The 23191-nt window shown below is 39.1% G+C and carries 20 protein-coding genes, 1 rRNA gene and 1 other annotated feature (1 of these 22 running past the window's edge); of the genes, 18 read left to right on the top strand and 3 right to left on the bottom strand.

The genetic code is table 11. The features are described from left to right. Window positions 1-120 precede the first annotated feature (120 nt). From AB1I62_RS14240 to guaB, 17 genes are all read left to right on the top strand, one after another. Complete coding sequence (locus AB1I62_RS14240; protein ID WP_002355987.1) at window positions 121-921, top strand: SDR family oxidoreductase; 801 nt, start codon at window positions 121-123, stop codon at window positions 919-921. A 15-nt stretch (window positions 922-936) separates the two neighbouring features. Beyond that, the gene (locus AB1I62_RS14245; RefSeq protein WP_002367533.1) at window positions 937-2799 is read left to right on the top strand and encodes an HTH domain-containing protein; all 1863 of its coding nucleotides are present in this window, start codon (window positions 937-939) and stop codon (window positions 2797-2799) included. Further along, on the top strand, window positions 2796-3281 hold the full coding sequence (locus AB1I62_RS14250; protein ID WP_002368739.1) for a transcriptional regulator GutM: 486 nt from the start codon (window positions 2796-2798) through the stop codon (window positions 3279-3281). Before AB1I62_RS14245 ends, AB1I62_RS14250 begins: the two co-directional genes overlap by 4 nt. Then, window positions 3281-3835: a PTS glucitol/sorbitol transporter subunit IIC gene (locus AB1I62_RS14255; protein ID WP_002355983.1), complete on the top strand. Its 555-nt coding sequence runs from the start codon at window positions 3281-3283 to the stop codon at window positions 3833-3835. Before AB1I62_RS14250 ends, AB1I62_RS14255 begins: the two co-directional genes overlap by 1 nt. A gap of 16 nt (window positions 3836-3851) precedes the next feature. Then, window positions 3852-4847, top strand: a complete 996-nt coding sequence (locus AB1I62_RS14260) for a PTS glucitol/sorbitol transporter subunit IIB (protein ID WP_367019369.1) — start codon at window positions 3852-3854, stop codon at window positions 4845-4847. A 23-nt stretch (window positions 4848-4870) separates the two neighbouring features. Continuing rightward, the gene (locus AB1I62_RS14265; protein WP_002355981.1) at window positions 4871-5227 is read left to right on the top strand and encodes a PTS glucitol/sorbitol transporter subunit IIA; all 357 of its coding nucleotides are present in this window, start codon (window positions 4871-4873) and stop codon (window positions 5225-5227) included. Between the two features lie 27 nt (window positions 5228-5254). Continuing rightward, on the top strand, window positions 5255-5932 hold the full coding sequence (locus tag AB1I62_RS14270; protein WP_367019370.1) for a fructose-6-phosphate aldolase: 678 nt from the start codon (window positions 5255-5257) through the stop codon (window positions 5930-5932). A gap of 200 nt (window positions 5933-6132) precedes the next feature. Further along, window positions 6133-7905: an oleate hydratase gene (locus tag AB1I62_RS14275; RefSeq protein WP_002386438.1), complete on the top strand. Its 1773-nt coding sequence runs from the start codon at window positions 6133-6135 to the stop codon at window positions 7903-7905. 410 nt (window positions 7906-8315) lie between these two features. After that, entirely contained in the window at window positions 8316-9302 is a 987-nt protein-coding gene (locus AB1I62_RS14280) for a DUF3114 domain-containing protein (RefSeq protein WP_002387420.1), read from the top strand. Between the two features lie 247 nt (window positions 9303-9549). Then, window positions 9550-10266, top strand: coding sequence for a 16S rRNA (guanine(527)-N(7))-methyltransferase RsmG (gene rsmG / locus AB1I62_RS14285; protein ID WP_010716707.1), 717 nt, complete (start codon window positions 9550-9552; stop codon window positions 10264-10266). A 15-nt stretch (window positions 10267-10281) separates the two neighbouring features. Further along, window positions 10282-11043 carry an AAA family ATPase gene (locus AB1I62_RS14290; RefSeq protein WP_002355976.1) on the top strand — a complete coding sequence of 254 codons (762 nt, stop codon included), beginning with the start codon at window positions 10282-10284 and terminating at the stop codon, window positions 11041-11043. Continuing rightward, a complete protein-coding gene (locus AB1I62_RS14295) occupies window positions 11036-11926 on the top strand; it encodes a ParB/RepB/Spo0J family partition protein (protein ID WP_002355975.1) in 891 nt (296 codons plus the stop codon). Before AB1I62_RS14290 ends, AB1I62_RS14295 begins: the two co-directional genes overlap by 8 nt. Before the next feature lie 118 nt (window positions 11927-12044). After that, window positions 12045-12230, top strand: a complete 186-nt coding sequence (locus AB1I62_RS14300; RefSeq protein WP_002355974.1) for a DUF951 domain-containing protein — start codon at window positions 12045-12047, stop codon at window positions 12228-12230. A gap of 56 nt (window positions 12231-12286) precedes the next feature. Beyond that, complete coding sequence (gene ychF, locus AB1I62_RS14305) at window positions 12287-13402, top strand: redox-regulated ATPase YchF (RefSeq protein WP_002355971.1); 1116 nt, start codon at window positions 12287-12289, stop codon at window positions 13400-13402. 108 nt (window positions 13403-13510) lie between these two features. Next, window positions 13511-14200: a DUF1129 domain-containing protein gene (locus AB1I62_RS14310; protein ID WP_002363563.1), complete on the top strand. Its 690-nt coding sequence runs from the start codon at window positions 13511-13513 to the stop codon at window positions 14198-14200. Between the two features lie 167 nt (window positions 14201-14367). Next, window positions 14368-16050, top strand: coding sequence for a 6-pyruvoyl-tetrahydropterin synthase-related protein (locus tag AB1I62_RS14315; RefSeq protein WP_002386441.1), 1683 nt, complete (start codon window positions 14368-14370; stop codon window positions 16048-16050). A 157-nt stretch (window positions 16051-16207) separates the two neighbouring features. Then, window positions 16208-17689: an IMP dehydrogenase gene (gene guaB, locus AB1I62_RS14320; protein ID WP_002355966.1), complete on the top strand. Its 1482-nt coding sequence runs from the start codon at window positions 16208-16210 to the stop codon at window positions 17687-17689. A gap of 211 nt (window positions 17690-17900) precedes the next feature. Here guaB and serS read toward each other — a convergent pair whose 3' ends face one another. The 3 genes from serS to AB1I62_RS14335 all read right to left on the bottom strand — a co-directional run bounded on the left by serS (window position 17901) and on the right by AB1I62_RS14335 (window position 21367). After that, a complete protein-coding gene (gene serS / locus AB1I62_RS14325; RefSeq protein ID WP_002355965.1) occupies window positions 17901-19172 on the bottom strand; it encodes a serine--tRNA ligase in 1272 nt (423 codons plus the stop codon). An 87-nt stretch (window positions 19173-19259) separates the two neighbouring features. Continuing rightward, window positions 19260-19468: a binding site (T-box leader), on the bottom strand. Between the two features lie 38 nt (window positions 19469-19506). Then, window positions 19507-20688 (bottom strand): HAMP domain-containing sensor histidine kinase, encoded by a 1182-nt coding sequence (locus AB1I62_RS14330; RefSeq protein WP_002363566.1) that lies wholly within the window; start codon window positions 20686-20688, stop codon window positions 19507-19509. Next, window positions 20678-21367, bottom strand: coding sequence for a response regulator transcription factor (locus AB1I62_RS14335; RefSeq protein ID WP_002355963.1), 690 nt, complete (start codon window positions 21365-21367; stop codon window positions 20678-20680). Before AB1I62_RS14335 ends, AB1I62_RS14330 begins: the two co-directional genes overlap by 11 nt. A gap of 666 nt (window positions 21368-22033) precedes the next feature. Here AB1I62_RS14335 and AB1I62_RS14340 point away from each other — a divergent pair. Further along, window positions 22034-23191, top strand: a 16S ribosomal RNA gene (locus tag AB1I62_RS14340) (it continues 403 nt past the right edge of the window).

Raw genomic sequence — 23191 nt, forward strand, 5'->3', positions numbered from 1 at the left:
ACTGTTTTTTTGTTTTGAATTAGTCTACTTTTTTTTCTAAACTGCAAAAAAAGACTGTCTTAAATAATTTCACAAACTGACCTATACTGAAAGCGCAAACAAATGATAGGAGTGGAACAAATGACAGATTGGTTAGGAATTAAAGGAAAAGTAGTGATTGTTACAGGAGGCTCATCTGGTATTGGTCGCAGCATTGTTGAAAGCTTGTTAGCGCAAGAGGTCTATGTCGCTAATTTTGATATTTCAGCATCAGAAACGCAACATGAGCATTTACTCTTTGTGAAAGTCGATGTAACTTCTCGAGCAGAAGTAGAAGCGGGTGTCGCTCAAGTGGTGGAAAAATTTGGAACAGTAGATGGCCTAGTAAACAATGCCGGAATCAATATTCCTCGTCTATTGGTGGATAAAAATCATCCTCATGGGCCTTATGAATTATCGGATGAGGTATTCGATAAAATTGTAGCCATCAATCAAAAAGGGCTCTACCTAATGAGCCAAGCAGTGGGCCGGATTCTTGTACAAAAACAAGCAGGTGTCATTATTAATATGTCTTCAGAAGCTGGATTAGAAGGCTCCGAAGGGCAAAGCGCCTACGCTGCAACGAAAGCAGCGGTCAGCAGTTATACACGTTCATGGGCTAAAGAGTTAGGAAAATCAAACGTCCGTGTCGTGGGGATTGCGCCAGGCATTATGGAAGAAACGGGCTTGCGCACTTTAGCATACGAAGAAGCATTGGCTTATACACGAAACATTTCTGTGGAGCAATTGCGAGCAGGTTATTCAAAAACAAGTACGATTCCATTAGGTCGTAGCGGAAAACTCCATGAAGTCGCTGACTTAGTATGCTATTATTTATCAGACCGTTCAAGCTATATTACAGGCATCACCACAAACGTAGCTGGAGGTAAAACAAGAGGATAGAGGTGGGAAAACTAAATGACGCTAGTAAATAGATGGTACCAAGTAATAAAATTACTAGTTGATCACAAAGGAATGAGCTTACAGGAATTGCAAGAGAAATTAGCCGCAAGTCCTCAAACAGTTCGTAAAAACATTGATACATTGAATGATGAATTAATCGGTATCGCCCAAATTATTCAGAAGGAAAATCTCTTTCAGTTAGAAATCAATAACTTTGAAGGTTTTGAAGAGGTTTTGTCTGGACGGCTAAAAAGGGAATCTGATTTTAATTCTTCAAGCAAGCGTGTTTCCTACATTATCAAACGATTAATAGAAGAAGATCAATTTATTTCAACTTATGATTTATCCGAAGAACTCGCCGTTAGTCGCGGCACAGTTAATAAAGACATTAAGCGCATGAAAGAGCTGATTGCTCCTTGGCAGGTTGCGGTTGTAGGCACGCCAAACCGTGGCATTCATTTAGAAGGAAAAGAGTTTGATTTACGCTTACTTCATGTGAATTACGTCCAAGAATATTTTGAAGAACAGTTTCTTCATGAAACTACCAAACAAATGATACAAAAAATAATCAAAGAAACAAGACTAGCGAAACAAGATAGTTTTCTTTTACGAAGAGTGGTTTCAATTGTTTTGCAGCGTGTTTTAGCTGGAAAACTCATTACGGAACTACCACCAGAATATGTTGATTATGTTCGTCATAACGAGCAGATTGAAGAACTGATGTATCACTTGGAAATAACCTATAATGTAACGTTAAGCCAATGGGAACGTTCCTTTATCAGCTTTCCTTTTAACATCAACACAAACCATATTCGTAATTCTTTATTGGCTGATGAAGGACTCTTAGCTGACTATTTTCAAAAAATGATGAAAAAAATTCATCATTCAGTTGTTGTTGAATTTGATGAGGACTTCTTGTTTTCAGAAATGAAAGATCATTTAAGAAACGTGATGAATCGACTCGTTTTTCATGTGGAGTGTCACGATTTATTTTATGGAGAAATTGAACGACAATATCCTCTGGCCTATGAATTAGCCAAGATTGGCTTGCAAGAATTGGGCCGTTTGTTAAATCGTTGTGTGCCGACGGTTGAATTTGGGTATCTCGCTTTGTATTTTGAGCTAGCATTGAGAGGGAACTATGAAGCGGGAGCCAAAAAAGAAATCGCTGTAATCTGCAGTACAGGTCATGGAACGGCCTTGATCATTCAGCGGCAATTGGAAAAAGTTTTGGGTCCAGACGTCCAGATTGCCCATTTTTCTGAAGAAGAGGCAGAGAGAAGAGAATTGAATCAATATTTTGCTATTTTTACAACCATTCCCTTAAAAAATATTCGACCACAAACACCGATGATCCATTTAACTAATTTATTTAACGATACTTGGCTCAGAAATGAGTGGCAGAGAGCAAAAGAAATTCGTTCCGTGGAATCTCAAAATATTCATATGACCTATCAATTATTAGAGAATACTCAAGGTTACCGAGCGAATATCCAGAAAATGATTGCTGATTTAGAAGCAGAAAAATTAGTAGATCCCCAATTTATCGAACGAATTTTTACTAGAGAAGATCAACAAACAACTATTTTTGAATCGGGGATTGCCTTTCCCCATACAATTAATCAAGCCTTACCAACGATTATTTTATCGATTGGGGTTTTTGAAGAATCACTGGTTACACCAGAAGGTAAAGTTGATGTTATTTTGCTGTTGGGTATTCCAGAAGAGCTGACGGCCACTGTTGAAGCAGAGTTACTACAACTATATGACCGCTTGTTTACAATCGCAGGAGACGAACGTTTACGTAATGAGTTACGGAAGCAACGAGATGTTTTAGCGGTTAAAGAGTGGATGCAAAGGAAGGGGATTATCATATGAGTTTTATCTACGTATTCGGGGCGCTTTTTTTAACAGCTTACTTCGTTCAGATAGCTATGGGAATGAAACAGATTAAACACTTTAATCAAAACTACCAAGAATTGCGACAATTAGGGAAAGTCGCGATTGGTCGACGTGCAGGGAAGTTAAAAGCAGGCACGATTATCTTGTTTGCTGTGGATTCACAAGGGAAAATCTTAGCCGCTAGAAAGATGCAAGGTGTCACTGTTCTAGCTAAATTTCATTCCTTACCTCAGTACGTGAACGAGGATATTCATTATATGGATCATTACCATCCGCTCGTACAAAAGGAAAATAAATTAACCCAACAAGCGATGGAAAATGCACGAGAAATTTACTTACGTGTTGAGCTTGGCAATTATCAAGAAACACAACCATTAACGCCGCTTAATGGAGCCAAAATTCAATGGCAATTATGGAAAAATAAAGTACAAACAAAATTGAAAGGAAGTGTCGAGTAATGTCTTATATTACAAAATTTGCGGAAGGATTTATGCACCTTTTCCAAACAGGAGCAGAAACATTTATTTCTTGGATGACAGGCATCGTACCTGTTGTTTTGATGTTAATGGTAGCTATGAATACTTTAATTGCTTTTCTAGGAGAAGAAAGAGTAACCAAGGTAGCCAAACTTTCTGCCAAAAATCCTGTTACGCGGTATTTAGTGTTGCCTTTTTTATCCGCTTTTATGTTAGGCAATCCAATGTCCTTTACGATGGCTCGATTTTTACCAGAATACTATAAACCTAGCTATTATGCTGCACAAGCGCAATTTTGTCATACCAGTAATGGAGTTTTTCCTCATATTAATCCTGGTGAATTGTTCGTTTGGTTAGGGATTGCGCAAGGGATTGATACGTTAGGACTAAATTCGATGGACCTAGCGATTCGCTATATGTTTGTAGGGATATTAATGAATTTTATTGGCGGTTGGGTTACCGATTTCACTACCGCCTATGTTTGCAAACAACAAGGAATTACCCTTAGTAAAACAGTAGAGATTGCTGTGGATTAGAAAGGAGCAAGGTGAGATGACGTACAATAGTATTAAGGTAGTTAAAGGAAATGGCGGTTATGGTGGGCCCTTAGTGATTACACCGACAGAAGAAAAACATAAATTTATTTACATTACAGGTGGCGGCGAGAAACCCGCAATTGTTGATAAAATCGTAGAATTGACAGGAATGGAAGCGGTCAATGGTTTTAAGACATCGATTCCAGATGATGAAATCGCATTAGCCATTATTGATTGTGGAGGCACTCTTCGTTGCGGAATTTATCCTAAAAAAGGAATTCCTACTATTAACGTTGTTCCAACTGGCAAAAGTGGTCCCTTAGCACAATACATTAATGAGACAATTTATGTTTCCGCTGTAGGCCCGAAACAGATTACATTGACATCAGAAGAAGCTGCTGCTGATACAGAAAAGCCCACCTCGAAAAAAACAGAATTTAAATATGATACAAGTAAAAAAATTACTGAACAAAAAGCGGAACAACAAAGTTTTGTTGCAAAAATTGGTATGGGTGCAGGAAAAGTTGTAGCGACATTCAACCAATCAGCCCGTGAAGGCGTACAAACGATGATCAACACAGTGATTCCGTTTATGGCATTTGTTTCTTTATTAATTGGTGTGATTCAAGGTTCAGGAATTGGTGAATTTTTTGCCAATATCATGGCGCCATTGGCAGGAAACATTGTGGGGTTAACAATTATTGGTTTTATTTGTTCTCTGCCGTTTCTTTCTCCTTTATTAGGTCCTGGAGCAGTAATCAGCCAAGTAATTGGAACGTTAATTGGTGTGGAAATTGGGAAAGGCAACATTCCGCCACAACTAGCTCTATCAGCATTGTTTGCTATTAATACACAAAACGCGTGCGACTTTATTCCCGTGGGTTTAGGCTTGGAAGAAGCTGAAGCCGAAACCGTTGAAGTCGGGGTCCCTTCTGTTTTATATTCTCGTTTCTTAAATGGTGCCCCTCGAGTACTAGTTGCTTGGTTAGCAAGTTTTGGATTGTATAGTTAAAAAATTTTTTTGGAGGATGGGAAATGTCAGTATTTACAACAAAGGTTCAGTCTATTGGACCAGAAGCCGAATTATTTAAAGAAGAAAAAATGGTCATCTTATTTGGAAAAGATGCACCAGATGCTTTAGCAGATTATTGTTATAACATTGAGGTTCAGCCAGTCACAGAAGCGATTACGGACAAGCAAACGTTAGTGATTGATGAACAAACTTACCAGATTACCGCTGTAGGCGAGGTAGTATTAACTAATTTAGACACATTGGGTCACATTACTATTAAATTTGATGGCGCAACAACACCTGAATTACCAGGTACATTATACGTTGAAGAAAAAGCTATTCCTGAAATAACTGTTGGTACAACAATCACTATTCTATAATTATCGTTTAAGGGAGGAACGTAAAAGATGGAATTTATGCTAGATACAATTAATCTTGAGGCTATTCGAAAGTATCAGAAAATTTTACCACTGGCAGGCGTAACGTCTAATCCTAGTATTGTTAAGCAAGCAGGAAAAATTGACTTCTTTGCGCAGATGAAAGAAATCAAAAAAACGATTGGACAAGCGAGTTTGCACGTCCAAGTGGTCGGTCAAACGACAGAAGAGATGCTAGAAGATGCCCAAACCATTGTACAACAATTAGGCCAAGAAACATTCATTAAAATCCCAGTCAATGAAGCAGGCTTGGCAGCCATCAAACAACTTAAGCAGGCAAATTATCGGATAACAGCAACCGCTATTTATACAGAATTTCAAGGCTACCTAGCGATTGCGGCAGGTGCAGATTATTTAGCACCGTATTATAATAGGATGGAGAATTTAACAATTGATTCTCAAAAGGTTATTGAGCATTTAGCTGCAGAAATTAAACGGACGAACGCAAAGAGTAAGATCTTAGCTGCTAGTTTTAAAAACGTGGTACAAATTAATCAAGCCTGTCAAATGGGGGCGCAAGCGGTCACTATCGCACCAGAACTCGTGACACAAGGCTTGGCAATGCCCGCCATTCAAAAAGCAGTAACTGATTTTCAGGAAGATTGGGTTGCTGTTTTTGGAGTAGAAACGGTAAACGAATTAGCATAAAAAGAACGAGAAGAAAAAGCGGCCATTTTTCTTCTCGTTCTTTTTTTGTTTCACATGAAACATCTACGATTATTCACTTGCTTAAAAATTAGACAATTTTCTTTATTTGTCAAAGAATTTCTTAAAAAAAAGGGTTATCTTTTGGGTATTTTTTTTGGTAGCAGTATGATGAGGGTATCAAATGATAGGAGGAAACGAGAATGAGATACACAAATGGAAATTATGAAGCATTTGCTCGACCAAGAAAACCAAAAGGTGTAGATGACAAGAGTGCCTATATCGTTGGTGGTGGCCTAGCAGGTTTAGCAACGGCTGTTTTCTTAATTCGTGACGGTCAAATGAAGGGCGAAAATATTCACATTTTTGAAGAACTCACGCTGTCTGGCGGTTCTTTAGATGGTAAATTTATTCCCCATGATGGCTTTGTCACTCGCGGCGGACGCGAAATGGAAAACCATTTCGAGTGTTTGTGGGATCTATTTCGTTCGGTACCATCATTAGAAGTAGAAGATGCCTCTGTCCTAGATGAGTTTTACCGTTTAGATTTAGATGATCCGAATTCTTCAAATTGCCGCATTATTCATAACCGTGGCGAACGTGTCCCAGATGATGGACAATTTACTTTATCCAAAAAAGCACAAAAAGAAATCGTTGATTTATTTATGACTTCTGAAGATCAATTAATTGGCAAAAAAATTGAAGATGTTTTCGGCGAAGAATTTTTTGAATCCAACTTTTGGATCTATTGGTGTTCAATGTTTGCTTTTGAAAAATGGCACTCTGCCATTGAAATGCGCCGTTACATCATGCGCTTTATCCACCACATCAAAGGTTTGCCTGACTTTACAGCCTTGAAGTTTACCAAATACAATCAATACGAATCGTTAGTGAAACCATTATTAAGCTTTTTAACCAATCAAGGGGTAGACTTTCAATATGAAACAACGATCAATGATATCCAAGTCGACATCAAAGGAGCTACTAAAGTTGCTCGGCGATTATTGTTGACACAAGCGGGCAAAACCAAAGAAATTCCTTTAACTGAAAATGATTTAGTCTTCGTAACGAATGGCTCAATTACTGAAAGTTCGACGCAAGGAGATCATCATACACCAGCACCAATTACTCATGAACTAGGGGGAAGTTGGAATCTCTGGAAAAACTTAGCAAAACAATCCTCAGAATTTGGACACCCAGAAGTTTTCTGTGAAAATTTACCAGATGAAAGTTGGTTTGTCTCAGCAACGATTACGTGGGAAAATTTCGATATTGAACCGTATCTTTCTCGGTTAACACATCGTAAATTACGCACAGGAAAAATTGTCACAGGTGGTATTATTACTATCAAAGACTCTAATTGGATGATGAGTTTTGCTATGCATAGACAACCGCATTTCAAAGAACAAAATGATCAACAATCTATAACTTGGGTATATGGATTACTTTCTAATAAACCAGGAAATTATATTAAAAAACCAATCGAACAATGTACAGGCCAAGAAATTACGCAAGAGTTACTTTATCATTTAGGGGTCCCAGAAGGGGAAATTGAACGTATTTCAGAAGAATCGGCTACCACTATTCCGGTTTATATGCCGTTTATCACTTCTTACTTTATGTTAAGAGAACCAGGCGATCGACCATTAGTTGTACCAAACGGCTCTAAAAATCTTGCTTTCATTGGGAACTTCGCAGATACTGAACGAGATACGGTGTTTACAACAGAGTATTCTGTACGGACAGCGATGGAAGCTGTTTATCAATTGCTAGAGGTTGAACGCGGAGTACCAGAAGTGTTTGCTTCTGCATACGACTTGCGCGTCTTAGCAAACTCTGTTTATTATTTATCTGACAAGAAAAAATTAACAGAAATGGATATGCCGTTCGTGGAACGCAAAATGGTTGAACACTTTGTGAAGAAATTTGAGGATACGTATATTGGTGATATTTTAAGAGAAAATCATTTAATTTAGTTGAAAAAGCGAGTGTAAATCACTCGCTTTTTTGGTTGTTTTATTAACCGTTGAATAAATATTCATTATTGTGTATATTTCTTTTATGGTTTTATGAATATTAAATATATAATATGTTGAACGGGAGTGGCCAGTGGGCAACTTCGCAAAAAAATCTTAATTTCTGAAGAGACTTTTTCAAAATTTTGTTGAAAAGAAGGCGCATTTTTACCATAGTTTCTTCACATTTAACGGCTATTATTTAAACATACCCGATAAACAAAACCCTAACAAAACACTTTTTCATTTTTTAACTCCTCCGCCCGCCCTTCCCCAAAGGGCGGGTTGTTTTTTTGCGTTAAAGCAGTTGGCATTTTGCGGGGAAAGGATTATCATTATAGAAGAAGTATATAGAAAAAGGCGGCGAGAAGATGGGACGTTGGCAAGAATTACAACAAGCAATGAGCGCTGGTGTAGAGGCGGCGATTGACGCTGGCTGGGACCGCCAAGCTGTTTATGGATTAGTGGAAAGCGCCATAAAAGACACGCGTTTCTTGCCACTTGAGCAAGCGAAAACAGCAGTCGCGGAACTATTTTCTGAAGTGGAAGAAGTGGGCTCTTCAGCGTATGAGCGATTATTTCGCTTTTCGGCTTATCGTCCGCAAGAAAAGCTCTCGTTACTGTTATGGCAATTAGGTGCAGTGTTGGATCAGCATGGCATGTTGCAATTAGTAGGACCTTATCGTTTCTCGAAGACGGTTGCACCGCATGCGACGTTTTGGGATTTGTTGGCAAAAACAGTTCAAAAAGCCTATCCGTTAGGTCTTCTTGGGAGCTTTAATCAAGAGAAAGCGAAAAAGATACATCAATTAAGAATGTATATTGATCGTCAAAATATCACGTATATCCGCGATTTTTTTAAACAAGAAGGGGACACCGATGAACAGGCATTAAAACGCTATGTTTTTGCGGCCAAGCCGCAAGGGATGGGCGGGCGGAAGCTGAAAAAAAGCTCTGCTCGTTTGCACAACAAATACCCTGAGGGGGCATCTTATTCTTTAATTAATAAGAAACGATTGACGCCTAATTTTCACAGTGAGTTTATTTTGAATGAAGAAGGGACCTTTGTAACCCAGTGGGATGTGTTAGTTGAAGACTGGCGAGGCAGATTAATTAGTAATCCAGCTTATTATCAAGCGGCCAAAAACAATGAATACCAGGAAAAAGTCTTGAATGGTGAATCGTTTAATTATGCAAATCGGAATAATCGTACCCATGAATTACTAGATAGTTCACCACCAGGGAGATTTGATCATCAATTACGAAAAACAGCCAAAAAAGGTTGGTTAAGTCCCCGTATCCAAGAATACGACTACCGCAGAGAACGACAAATAAAGTGCGATGATTATAGTAAGTAAAACAAGCCAATGTTTCACATGAAACACTGGCTTGTTTTACTCTTAGAGAAAGGCGGTTTTCGTTGCCGCCAATTGAACATTTTGGCCCGTGGCTAGAGACTTTTTACTACATAAAAAGGCGAGTTTTTCTTTTATCATTCAGGCAAAAATCTTCCGAAAAGCATTGCAAGAAATTGCTATTTGCGTTAAAGTAGGAAAAGATGATTGTGAAACATTTTTCTGTTTCACAAAAAAGGAAGGAGTCTTTATGCTACCCGAAGAATTTAGACAACTATTAGCCGCAAAAGGCATTGAATTGACAGACCAACAGATGACACAATTTGACCAATATTTCCATTTATTAGTAGAATGGAATGAAAAAATGAATTTAACAGCCATTACAGAAGAAAAAGAAGTTTATTTGAAACATTTCTATGATTCTGTTTCGTTGGCATTCTTTGAAGACTTTGCCAGCGATAAAGCCATTTGTGATGTTGGCGCAGGCGCAGGATTTCCAAGTATTCCTTTGAAAATTGTTTTTCCTTCATTAAATGTCACAATTGTTGACTCTTTAAATAAACGAATTACTTTCCTAACAGAGTTGGTGAATCAACTAGGTTTGGCTAATGTTTCTTTGTATCATGATCGTGCAGAAACATTTGGTCAAAAAGCAGAATTTCGTGGCGCATTTGATTACGTTACAGCGCGAGCAGTTGCACGATTAAATGTTTTAAGTGAACTGTGTTTACCCTTAGTTAAAAGAGAAGGCTATTTTTTAGCCTTAAAAGCATCGAAAAGTGAAGAAGAAATTAATGAAGCAAAACCTGCAATCGCTACATTAGGCGGTCAATTTCAAAAAGAAGTTGGTTTTACTTTGCCGATTACGGCAGACGAACGCCACATTGTCGTGATTCAAAAGAAAAAAGAAACCCCTAAAAAATATCCCAGAAAACCTGGATTACCAAATAAACAACCGATTAAATAAGATGGAGGCACACACATGACACGAATTATTTCTGTAGCGAACCAAAAAGGCGGCGTTGGTAAAACAACGACCACTGTAAATTTAGGCGCATGTTTAGCAAACTTAGGCAAAAAAGTCTTACTGATCGACATTGATGCACAAGGAAATGCTACCAGTGGCATGGGTGTCCCTAAACCAGATGTCGCACACGATGTGTATGATGTCCTTGTAAATGAAGAACCAATCACTAGCGTGGTTCAACATACCAGCCGTGAAAATTTAGATATTGTCCCTGCAACTATTCAATTAGCAGGCGCCGAAATTGAATTAACTTCAATGATGGCTCGAGAATCGCGCTTGAAATTAGCAATTGATGAAGTAAGAGACATGTATGATTTCGTTTTAATTGATTGCCCGCCTTCTCTAGGGCATTTAACAATCAATGCTTTTACAGCAAGTGATTCGATTCTAATTCCTGTTCAATGTGAATATTACGCATTAGAAGGCTTGAGTCAATTGCTAAATACGATTCGCTTGGTTCAAAAACATTTTAACCCTGAATTGAAAATTGAAGGAGTCTTGTTAACCATGTACGATGCTCGGACCAATTTAGGTGCCGAAGTCGTGGAAGAAGTCCGTAAATATTTCCGTGAAAAAGTCTATGACACGATTATTCCAAGAAATGTCCGTTTATCCGAAGCACCAAGTCATGGTTTACCAATCATTGACTATGATATTCGCTCAAAAGGTGCCGAAGTGTATCAAGCACTAGCAAAGGAAGTGTTGGAGAATGAATAAAGGCAAAGGTTTAGGCAGAGGCATCGATGCCTTGTTTCAAGATATCGCAAAGCTAGAAGATGTCGACGTTAAGAACGAACAAGTGACAGAAATTCTATTAAACGAACTTCGTCCCAATCCTTACCAACCGCGGAAAACATTTGATGAAACCTCTTTACAAGAACTTGCAAACTCGATTCTACATTCCGGTGTGTTTCAACCGATTATTGTTCGTAAATCGGCAGTTAAAGGCTATGAAATTATTGCAGGTGAGCGTCGGTTCCGGGCTTCTAAATTAGCCGGCAAAGAAAAAATTCCCGCAATTATTCGCGAATTTGATGAAGAATCCATGATGCAAGTTGCTGTTTTGGAAAACTTACAAAGGGAAGATTTAAATCCGCTAGAAGAAGCAGAAGCCTATGAAATGCTAATGAAAAATTTGAAATTAACACAAGCGGAAGTCGCAGAACGTTTGGGCAAAAGTCGCCCGTATATTGCCAATTATTTACGGTTGCTAACCTTACCAGATGCGGTCAAAGCAATGGTTCAAAAACAAAGCATGTCAATGGGTCAAGCACGGACGTTATTAGGCTTGAAGAACAAAGAACAGCTATTGCCATTAGCTAATCGTTGTATTAAAGACAATTTAACGGTTCGACAATTAGAACAACTTGTCGCTGAATTAAACGAAACACAAGGCAAAAAGGGCAAAAAAGCGAAAAAAGCCATCAAAGAAAAACCCATTTATATTCGTGAAAGTGAAGACCGCTTAATGGATAAATTTGGGACAACCGTAGCGATTCAAGAAAAAGAAGGCAAAGGAAAAATTGAAATTGAGTACTTGTCCTCTTCGGATTTGGCTAGAATTTTAGATATTTTAGATATTCATTTTGACGAGGAATAAAAAAGCAAAGTGAGAAAGTAAGACAGAAAGTCACAAATCCTTTTGCTAGTTTCGTTAAAAAATGGTATTGTAATCATGGTATTTTTATATAAGTAAGAGAAGAAAGAAGGCTTGGAACATGTATGATTTAGGCGATATTGTCGAAATGAAAAAGCCGCATGCTTGCCAAGCAAATCGTTGGCAAATCATTCGCATGGGCGCTGATATCAAAATCAAGTGCACGAATTGCGGGCATATTGTCATGATGCCGCGTCGTGATTTTACTAAAAAATTAAAAAAAGTAATCGAGAAAAAAGCAGACTAATGCTTTGATGCCTCTAATAGAAAAGAGAATAGACTGAGAGAAAGAGTGGAAAACAAATGGCACTAACAGCTGGAATTGTCGGCTTACCAAACGTTGGTAAATCGACCCTATTTAACGCAATTACAAAAGCAGGAGCAGAAGCTGCAAATTATCCCTTTGCAACGATTGATCCGAACGTCGGCATGGTTGAAGTACCAGATGCCCGTTTACAACGCTTGACAGAACTAGTAAAACCGAAAAAAACAGTTCCCACAACGTTTGAATTTACAGACATCGCCGGAATTGTTAAAGGTGCCAGTAAAGGAGAAGGGCTAGGAAATCAGTTTTTAAGTCACATTCGTCAAGTAGATGCAATCTGTCACGTGGTTCGTTGTTTTGATGACGAAAATATCATGCGTGAACAAAATCGGGATGCGGATTTCGTTGATCCTTTAGCAGACATTGATACAATTAATTTAGAGCTAATTTTAGCAGATTTAGATTCAATCAATAAACGCTATACTCGCGTGGCAAAAATGGCGAAAGCAAAAGATAAAGAAGCGGTGGAAGAATTAGCTGTTTTAGACAAAATTAAACCAGTTTTAGAAGAAGGTTTATCTGCTCGTACGATTGAATTTACGCCAGAAGAAGAGAAAATTGTTAAATCTCTTTTCTTATTAACCACAAAGCCGGTCCTTTATGTAGCAAATGTTTCAGAAGATGAAGTGGCGGATCCAGACAACAACGAGTATGTACAACAAGTTCGTAATTTTGCAACCAGTGAAAATGCGGAAGTAATCGTAGTTAGTGCGCGAGCAGAAGAAGAAATTGCTGAATTGGATTCTGAAGAAGACAAGGCTGAATTTTTAGAAGCAATGGGCATTGAACAATCTGGCTTAGATCAATTGATTCGTGCGGCGTACGATTTGTTAGGCTTAGCTACCTACTTTACAGCTGGTGAACAAGAAGTTCGTGCATGGACGTTCCGTAAGGGAATCAAGGCACCTCAAGCAGCTGGGATTATCCACAGTGACTTTGAACGAGGCTTCATTCGTGCGGAAACAGTTTCTTATGAAGACCTAGATAAATATGGCAATATGCAAGCTGCCAAAGAAGCGGGCCGTGTTCGTTTAGAAGGAAAAGACTACGTCGTTCAAGATGGCGATGTTATGTTGTTCCGTTTTAACGTTTAAAAAAATGTGCCCAACAAGCAATTTGTTTTGGGATAAGCCCACATATTTAAGGCCATTCAGCCGTTTAGAAAGAGGTTCCCTCTACATGAGGGTGAGGAGGATACAACTATGGAAGCAGAAGCATTACGAGCAATCGTGGCTGAGAATCGTCAATTAGAACAGAATTTGACTAAAAGAAATGAACAATACATTTTTGACTTAAAAAAATCATTAAAAGCGGCTAATTTATCTGAAGAAGAGCTAGCATTGGCTCTACACGGTATTTTGCCAGAATTAGTAGCCGGTCAAAAAACAGGCAAAACAGCCCGTCAGTTATTTGGCACTGTTTCAGAACGGACGGAAGCAATTTTAAATAAACCAGCAGAAGTCAAAGAACCAGCGGGCTGGATGATTTGGCTCGACAATACCTTACTATTACTTGGTTTATTAACAATCATGTTAGCGGCGATGTCTCTATTTTCAAAAGGAACTGCACAGCCTCTCGGATTAACCACATATATCTTAGGTGCGATGGCTGGGGGTTATGTTTTCTATCTAATGCACAAATATGTTTACCGTTTTGATCGTCAAGGTGGCGACAAAAGCAAACGTCCTGGTTGGTTAAAAACGACTGCCATTCTATTTGGCGGAATGTTCTTGTGGATTGCAGTTTTCGCTGGTTCAGCGATGCTGCCACCAGTGATCAATCCCATTTTAGATCCGATGATTGCTTTAGTAATCGGTGCGTTAGCCTTTGTAGCACGCTATTTCTTCAAGAAAAAATACAATATTCAAGGCAGTTTCATGACACGTCAATAAACGGCGCGCGCTCAATTGTGAATGCGCTCGGCTGACGCAGAAACTGCAACAAGCAAAGTCGCTCTCTCAATAGAGCGTTTTAACAGTTAAAGCCTGGGGGATTAGTCGAAAAAACTAGTGTCCCAGGCTTCTGTTTTCAGAAGTTTGTAAAGAAAGGAGCCCCTCTTATGGGACAACAAGTGAAGTCTTGGTGCCGTCAACACGAGCGGCTACTCATTTTTATTAGTTTTCTCTTATTAAGTGGACTTTCTCTCTATTTTGTCTATTTTCAAGAGAATTTTTTACGAGCAAGTGATTTCCGCTTTCATCAAAATCGGGTGGAAGGTCTCGCATTAGCAATTAAAAACAACGACTGGTTTCCTAAAATCAATTATTTTTTCTTGGGAGGCTATGGCTATGCCTCTAGTTTGTTTTATCCAGATGCGTATCTTTATTTACCTGCGCTTTTGCGTGTTCTGGGGCTTTCCTTTGTCGCTAGTATGGCGATTTTTGTGTTTGCAGTAAACTTGGCAACATTTAGTCTTACTTATTATGCAGGCCGATTAATGGCGCTCTCTAAAAAAAGAAGCTATCTCTTTGCCATTTTGTATGGCTTATCTATTTACCGCATGCAAGACTTGTTTAATCGCCAAGCGTTAGGAGAATTTTTGGCGCTAAGTTTTTTTCCGTTGGTCTTAGCGAGCCTGTTTTTATTACGAAAGGGAACCACGAAATATTGGCCATTATTAACGCTGGCGATGACTGGGATTGGGTTGGCTCACTTTATTTCTATTGAAATGGTTTCTATTTGGATTGGGTTATACATTCTGTTTTATTGGCAGCAGTTTTTTAAAAAGGAGGTCCTGTTGGCATTAGCGAAGGCTGCAGGTTTGACGCTGCTTTGGCTGGCCTTTTATCTTTTACCAGTTGCTGAACAAATGAAAAATCAAGTGTTTAAAGTTACATCCAATCCACTCACTTATATTTCCGAAAGAAGTTATCCCATTGATTCTCTTTTCATTAATAGTTTAAAGAGCAGTGTTTTTCACGCGAAAACAGCGAATCTAGGAACCCTTTTGTTTGTGGGACTTGTTGTAGCAGTGGTTTCGCTTGCCAGCAAAAAAATTCAGGACAAACGGTTTATTGGTTTGACGCTGGTACTCTTATTGATGGTTACCACGCTTTTTCCTTGGCACTGGCTGAACCACACGCCTTTAAATACGATTCAGTTTCCTTGGCGGTTTTTAGGGATTCTTTCCGTAATGCTCGCTTTTTTCATTGCACAAGACGAATGGGGCGTTTTCCGTAAATCTTGGACTGTGGCTTTGTTGGTTTTCCTTGCCATCAGCAATTTAGGCATTTATCAATATCAAAGTATTCAGTCACAACAAGGTCGCCTGTTAACAAAAGCTGAGTATGAGCAACCAACGCCTTTTTATATCGGTGCGGGCCATGAATATTTGCCAGATGAAATCAATTATCAGGAATTATTGAAACAGAAAAAACGACCACTTGATTATTCGGCAGAACAAGTAACCATTACAAATGTTAGAATGCCTTATGGGAAAATTTCATTTAACTACCAAGTGGTGAAGCAATCAGCGAAGGTGACCGTTCCTTTTATTTATTACTTAGGCTATCAAGCCACGATTCAAATGAAAAACCAAACGGGCGCTAAAAAAATGAGCCTAACCAATCAAGGAGGTTTAGCCGCTCTTTCTTTATCTGGTACAGGACATGTCGACATCCGTTACCAAAGAACAAAAGTGCAAAAAATAGGGACAATGATGACCTTGCTTTCTGTCGGCGGTTTTGGATTTAGCCGATTTTTACAACAAAAAAAGAAACACAAGATAAAAGAACAACGATGAAAGTAGGACCTTAATTAGGAAGAGTTGAATAAAGGACAAACCGATTTCGGCGTTTTGTCCTTTATTCCTCATTGATTATTTAAACAAATCTAGTTGACTTCCTTAGTATTATCTGTTATTTTCATATATAAAATTAAGTCGAGGAGTGGACAAAAAAATGTCAAATTGGGAAACAAAATTTGCGAAAAAAGGTCTTACATTTGATGATGTGCTATTAATCCCTGCAGAAAGCCATGTCTTACCAAATGATGTAGACATGAGTGTACAATTAGCTAAAAATATCAAGTTAAATATTCCATTGATGAGTGCCAGTATGGATACTGTTACAGATAGTAATATGGCAATTGCGATGGCTCGTCAAGGTGGACTAGGTGTCGTACATAAAAATATGACTGTCGCCCAACAAGCAGACGAAGTACGTAAAGTCAAACGTTCTGAAAGCGGCGTTATCATTGATCCATTCTTTCTAACACCAACAAACTTAGTAGCGGATGCAGAAGAATTAATGAGTCGTTACCGTATTAGCGGTGTGCCAATTGTAGAAACAATGGAAAACCGTAAATTAGTCGGAATTATTACAAACCGTGATATGCGTTTTGTAACCGACTACCAAATCAAAATCGAAGAAGTCATGACAAAAGATCATTTAGTCACTGCGCCAGTTGGCACATCTTTAAAAGATGCAGAAAAAATCTTACAAAAACATAAAATCGAAAAATTACCAATCGTTGATGAAGCAGGTCGCTTAAGTGGCTTAATTACAATTAAAGACATTGAAAAAGTGATTGAATTCCCAAATGCTGCCAAAGACGAACACGGTCGTTTACTTGTGGCGGCAGCAGTCGGTGTTACTAGTGATACGTTCGAACGTGCGGAAGCATTATTAGAAGCAGGTGCCGATGCGATTGTTATCGATACTGCACATGGCCATAGTGCCGGCGTTATTCGCAAAATTAAAGAAATTCGTGAAACGTTCCCTGAAGCAACATTAATTGCTGGTAATGTTGCCACTGCTGAAGCAACCAAAGCATTGTATGATGTCGGCGTTGACGTTGTCAAAGTTGGTATTGGACCTGGTTCAATTTGTACAACACGTGTCGTTGCTGGTGTTGGTGTTCCTCAATTAACAGCGATTTATGATGCTGCTTCTGTAGCTAGAGAATATGGTAAAGCAATTATCGCTGATGGCGGTATTAAATATTCTGGTGATATCGTGAAAGCCTTAGCTGCTGGTGGACATGCTGTAATGCTAGGAAGTATGTTAGCAGGTACAGATGAATCTCCAGGCGAATTTGAAATTTATCAAGGCCGTCGTTTCAAAACTTACCGTGGCATGGGCTCATTAGGTGCAATGGAAAAAGGATCAAGTGATCGTTACTTCCAAGGAAGTGTCAATGAAGCAAACAAATTAGTGCCAGAAGGAATCGAAGGACGTGTTGCTTACAAAGGAAGCGTTTCTGATATTGTCTTCCAATTAATCGGTGGCTTGAAATCAGGGATGGGTTACGTCGGTGCAGCAGACCTGAAAGCGTTGCGTGAAGAAGCACAATTTGTTCAAATGAGTGGTAACGGATTGAAAGAATCACATCCACATGACGTTCAAATCACAAAAGAAGCACCAAACTATTCTGTTCAATAAAATAAAAGCTGATTTTTTTGAAATTTAAAAGAGGCAGACGTCATTTCGACGTCTGCCTCTTTTTCTGTAGAATGAAGGATTTGCTTCTGTTTCCGCCGTTTATCAATTTTTAAGCCTGTAACAAAAATCCAAAGTGATTTTTGTTACAGGCTCCTTTTCCTATAGAATAAAAGCCGTTATCTGATATCAGACAACGACCTTCATCTTCCCTTTATTTAATAACTGTTAGGTTACCCATGTAAGGAACTAGGACTTCTGGTACAGTCACAGAGCCATCTTCGTTTTGGTAGTTTTCTAAAATAGCAGCGACTGTCCGTCCTACGGCTAAACCAGAACCATTGAGTGTATGCGCATATTGGACTTTATCATTTTCATCACGGTAACGAATCATCGCACGGCGCGCTTGGAAATCTTCACAGTTTGAGCATGAACTGATTTCACGGTATGTCTCTTGAGCGGGAATCCAAACTTCCAAGTCATAAGTTTTCGCAGCTGAGAAGCCCATGTCACCTGTTGAAAGAGCCATGACACGGTAAGGTAATCCCAGTTTTTGCAGAATTTCTTCAGCATTATTCGTCATTTTTTCTAATTCCTCATAAGAATGCTCTGCATCACTAAATTTAACCATTTCGACTTTATTAAATTGGTGTAAACGAATTAACCCACGTGTGTCACGACCAGCGCTACCAGCTTCAGAACGGAAAGAAGGGCTCAAGGCCGTAAAGTAAATTGGTAAATCCTTGCCATCTAAAATTTCATTGTTGTAGTAATTGGTTAGAGGGACTTCCGCCGTTGGGATTAACGTTAAATCCGTATCTTGTAATTGGAAGACATCTTCTTTAAATTTAGGAAATTGGCCAGTTCCGAACATGGCGGTGTCATTAACGATATAAGGCGTAATCATTTCTGTATAGCCATGTTCATAAACATGTAAATCTAACATGAAGTTGTATAACGCACGTTCTAAGCGAGCACCTAAGCCTTTGTAATAAACAAAACGGCTACCAGCTACTTTGGCACCACGTTCAAAATCTAGAATGCCTAAGTTTTCAGCGACTTCCCAGTGTGGTTTTGGTTCAAAAGCAAAAGTTCTTGGTTCACTCCAACGACGTACTTCTACATTTTCTTCTTCACCAGCACCAACAGGCACAGAATCATCTGGCAAGTTCGGTAAAGTAGTTGTGATCCCACGTAGCTCTTCGTCAATAGCATTAATTTCTGCATCTAACGCTTTAATATTGCCGCCGACTTCTTTCATTTCCGCGATTTTGGCCGTTGCATCTTCTTTGTTTCGTTTTAATTGAGCAATTTCAGCAGACACATCATTCCGGTATTTTTTCATTTCTTCGACTTTGACTAATAAATCACGGCGACTTTCATCTAAACGCAGAAATTCCACTAAGATTTCTTCTTTCACGCCACGGGTTTGTAGCTTTGCTTTTACTTCGTCAAAATTTTGACGCATCATTTTTACATCTAACATATTTTTTCCTCCTTAAAATTAGTACATAATCAATAATAACTGTTGTAGAAAACAACAAAAAAGCCATCTCACCCCAAAAATAAATATTCTTGGGACGAAATGACTGGAAATCTCGCGGTACCACCCAAGTTCAGTAATGTTACTGCCCTTGATTTGCAGATAACGGCTGCAGACCGTTCCAACTTATTTCGCTGGACACCTGGAAGAGACGGACTTCTTTATGGATGAATGTTTGCTCGCACCCCCGCAAACTCTCTGGAATTCAGTGCCATAAATACTTTTTCTCTTAGTTTTCTCTTTTCTATAGAATACCGAAAAAGTTCAGGGATGTCAATTAACTCTCTGATTTCTTGTTGGTACGCTGTAAGGGTAGATGAATAATAAAGGAAGTCCACTTTTGATCAGACTTCGCATAAATATATCCACCATGTAAAGCAACAATACTTTGTGCAATAGCCAGACCTAAACCAGTACCACCCGTTTCTTGTGATCGGGATTCTTCGACACGATAGAAGCGGTCAAATAACTGATCTAAAGAATGTTTAGGGATAGCTGGTCCATCATTGCGAACAGCGATAATTGCTTCGGTGCCGACTTTGTCTACTTCCATTACAATATGATGGCCGCCTTTGCCATATTTCAAAGCGTTTGAAAGAAGGTTGTTAAAGACTCGGACTAGTTTTTCCGTATCGCCTTCCATCATTAAAGAAGCTGGATTGGCTTTTACTTGGATTTGCATATTAATCTTTTTCGCTTCCAATTCAAAATCGGCAGCAAGCTGTTCAATTAATTGTGCCATATCAAAAGTCGTCGTATGAATCGGTACACTTGGTTGACGGACTTTTGTATATTCAAAAAGATCATCAACTAATAATTTCATTTGTTTCGCTTTGACGTAAGCGGTATGCGTATATTTCAGTAAATCTTCTTGGCTATGAAATTGACGATCTTCAATCAATCCCAGATAACCAATAATAGAAGTTAACGGTGTCCGAATATCATGACTGACATTCGTAATTAATTCATCTTTTGATTTTTCAATTCGCCGTTCATCTTCAATGGCTGCGACAGTACTATCCACTAGACCGTTAATACTCGTCACGACTTTTGCTAAATCACCACTTAATTCAAACGGAATGCGGTGATTGTAATTACCATCAGCGATGTAATGTAACTCACTGATAATATGACGCAATTGCATTTGGTGGTAGCGACGAATTAAGCGCCAATAGAGAACAGCTGCATCTACTAAAAAGAAAATGGGTAAGACAAATTTATTCCAGCTCCAAAACAAATCAGTATTTAATTCTTTAGCGACCGCATCCTTAGTGGCCCAGATGACACCAGCTAAGGGCGAGTTTTCACTAAGTAGTTGTCCTAAAAGGAACATAATTGAGACATTTAATAGTAGTAATAAAACAATTGTCACAATTGCTTCTGCTAATAACTCGCTGATTTCTTTAGAAGTTAAGGTAATTCGTTTTTGTTTTTCAATCTTTTTAGGTTTAACGAGCATCGATCTTATATCCAACTCCCCACACTGTTTGAATGACTTTTTCTCCACCAGTTGCTTCTTCAATCTTATCTCTTAAATGACTGACGTGAACCATCACGGTTTTAGCAGAAACAATACTTTCTTGTTGCCACACACGCTCAAAAATTTCATCCGCACTAAACACACGATTTGGATGACTAGCTAATAGATAGAGGATACCAAACTCAAGAGCGGTTAATTGAATTTCTTTTCCTTCTATTGTTTTGACTTCGTGAGAGTCCTTATTAATCATTAATGGGCCGACTTCTAATTCATCGGGTTCTTCTTTGGTTAATTGCATTTGGCTTCTACGTAAAATAGACTTCACCCGAGCCATTACTTCTAAAGGATTAAAAGGCTTGGTGACATAATCGTCTGCACCAGCAACTAAGCCTTTGATTTTATCCATATCGGTTGTTTTTGCTGTTAACATAATAATTGGAATTTGCGATTCTTTTCGAAGTTCTTTCACTACTTCCATTCCATCCATGATTGGCATCATAATGTCCAAGATTAATAAATCGATATCTGGTGTTGTGTGCAATTTGGATAATGCTTCTTTTCCATCATAAGCTTTCACGACTTCGTATCCTTCATTATGAATATAAATACTCAATAGTTCTACAATTTCTTTATCATCATCTGCAACTAAAATTTTCATAAGCGTTCATTTCCTCCATATATAAAAAATCTCTTTTCCATATTTTAACAAATAATTGCTAAAAAGGACAAAATCCTTGATATATTACGATAAATTTAGAAGATTTTGCTAAAAGTTAATAAACTATAGCCAAAAAATGATGAAAGGGGGTAAAAAGCGAACGAAAATACCTATACCAATCATAATAATCGGTATTGAAAAAAAGTTTAAAAAAAGTGAAAATAATGATTGACCAATGCTTGAAATCTTGGTATATTATTACATGTCGCAAGGCGAGTCACACAGCTGAGCGATTCAGAAATCAATAATTAAATAACAATTCTTGATTTCAAATCTCTCGAAAAAAGTTTGAAAAAACAACAAAAAAGTTGTTGACAAATAACAAACGAGATGATAAGATATAGAAGTTGTCACAACAGACAACAACAACCAAGCAAAACAACTTAAAAAAACTTTTTTAAAAAAGTTCTTGACATTCAAACGAAAGTTTGTTATGATATAAAAGTTGCTGCGAGGTAACGTAGACCTTTGAAAACTGAACAAAGAATAGACGAACCAAATGTGTAGGGCGTCTTGATTCAATTCAAGACAACAAACATTTTTAACAAGCAAGCAATATGCTAGCAAACAAATTGAGCTTAACAATCGCAAGATTGTTCTAACTTTTATTATGAGAGTTTGATCCTGGCTCAGGACGAACGCTGGCGGCGTGCCTAATACATGCAAGTCGAACGCTTCTTTCCTCCCGAGTGCTTGCACTCAATTGGAAAGAGGAGTGGCGGACGGGTGAGTAACACGTGGGTAACCTACCCATCAGAGGGGGATAACACTTGGAAACAGGTGCTAATACCGCATAACAGTTTATGCCGCATGGCATAAAAGTGAAAGGCGCTTTCGGGTGTCGCTGATGGATGGACCCGCGGTGCATTAGCTAGTTGGTGAGGTAACGGCTCACCAAGGCCACGATGCATAGCCGACCTGAGAGGGTGATCGGCCACACTGGGACTGAGACACGGCCCAGACTCCTACGGGAGGCAGCAGTAGGGAATCTTCGGCAATGGACGAAAGTCTGACCGAGCAACGCCGCGTGAGTGAAGAAGGTTTTCGGATCGTAAAACTCTGTTGTTAGAGAAGAACAAGGACGTTAGTAACTGAACGTCCCCTGACGGTATCTAACCAGAAAGCCACGGCTAACTACGTGCCAGCAGCCGCGGTAATACGTAGGTGGCAAGCGTTGTCCGGATTTATTGGGCGTAAAGCGAGCGCAGGCGGTTTCTTAAGTCTGATGTGAAAGCCCCCGGCTCAACCGGGGAGGGTCATTGGAAACTGGGAGACTTGAGTGCAGAAGAGGAGAGTGGAATTCCATGTGTAGCGGTGAAATGCGTAGATATATGGAGGAACACCAGTGGCGAAGGCGGCTCTCTGGTCTGTAACTGACGCTGAGGCTCGAAAGCGTGGGGAGCAAACAGGATTAGATACCCTGGTAGTCCACGCCGTAAACGATGAGTGCTAAGTGTTGGAGGGTTTCCGCCCTTCAGTGCTGCAGCAAACGCATTAAGCACTCCGCCTGGGGAGTACGACCGCAAGGTTGAAACTCAAAGGAATTGACGGGGGCCCGCACAAGCGGTGGAGCATGTGGTTTAATTCGAAGCAACGCGAAGAACCTTACCAGGTCTTGACATCCTTTGACCACTCTAGAGATAGAGCTTTCCCTTCGGGGACAAAGTGACAGGTGGTGCATGGTTGTCGTCAGCTCGTGTCGTGAGATGTTGGGTTAAGTCCCGCAACGAGCGCAACCCTTATTGTTAGTTGCCATCATTTAGT

Source organism: Enterococcus sp. AN402, from assembly GCF_040719405.1.
GTDB lineage: Bacteria > Bacillota > Bacilli > Lactobacillales > Enterococcaceae > Enterococcus > Enterococcus faecalis.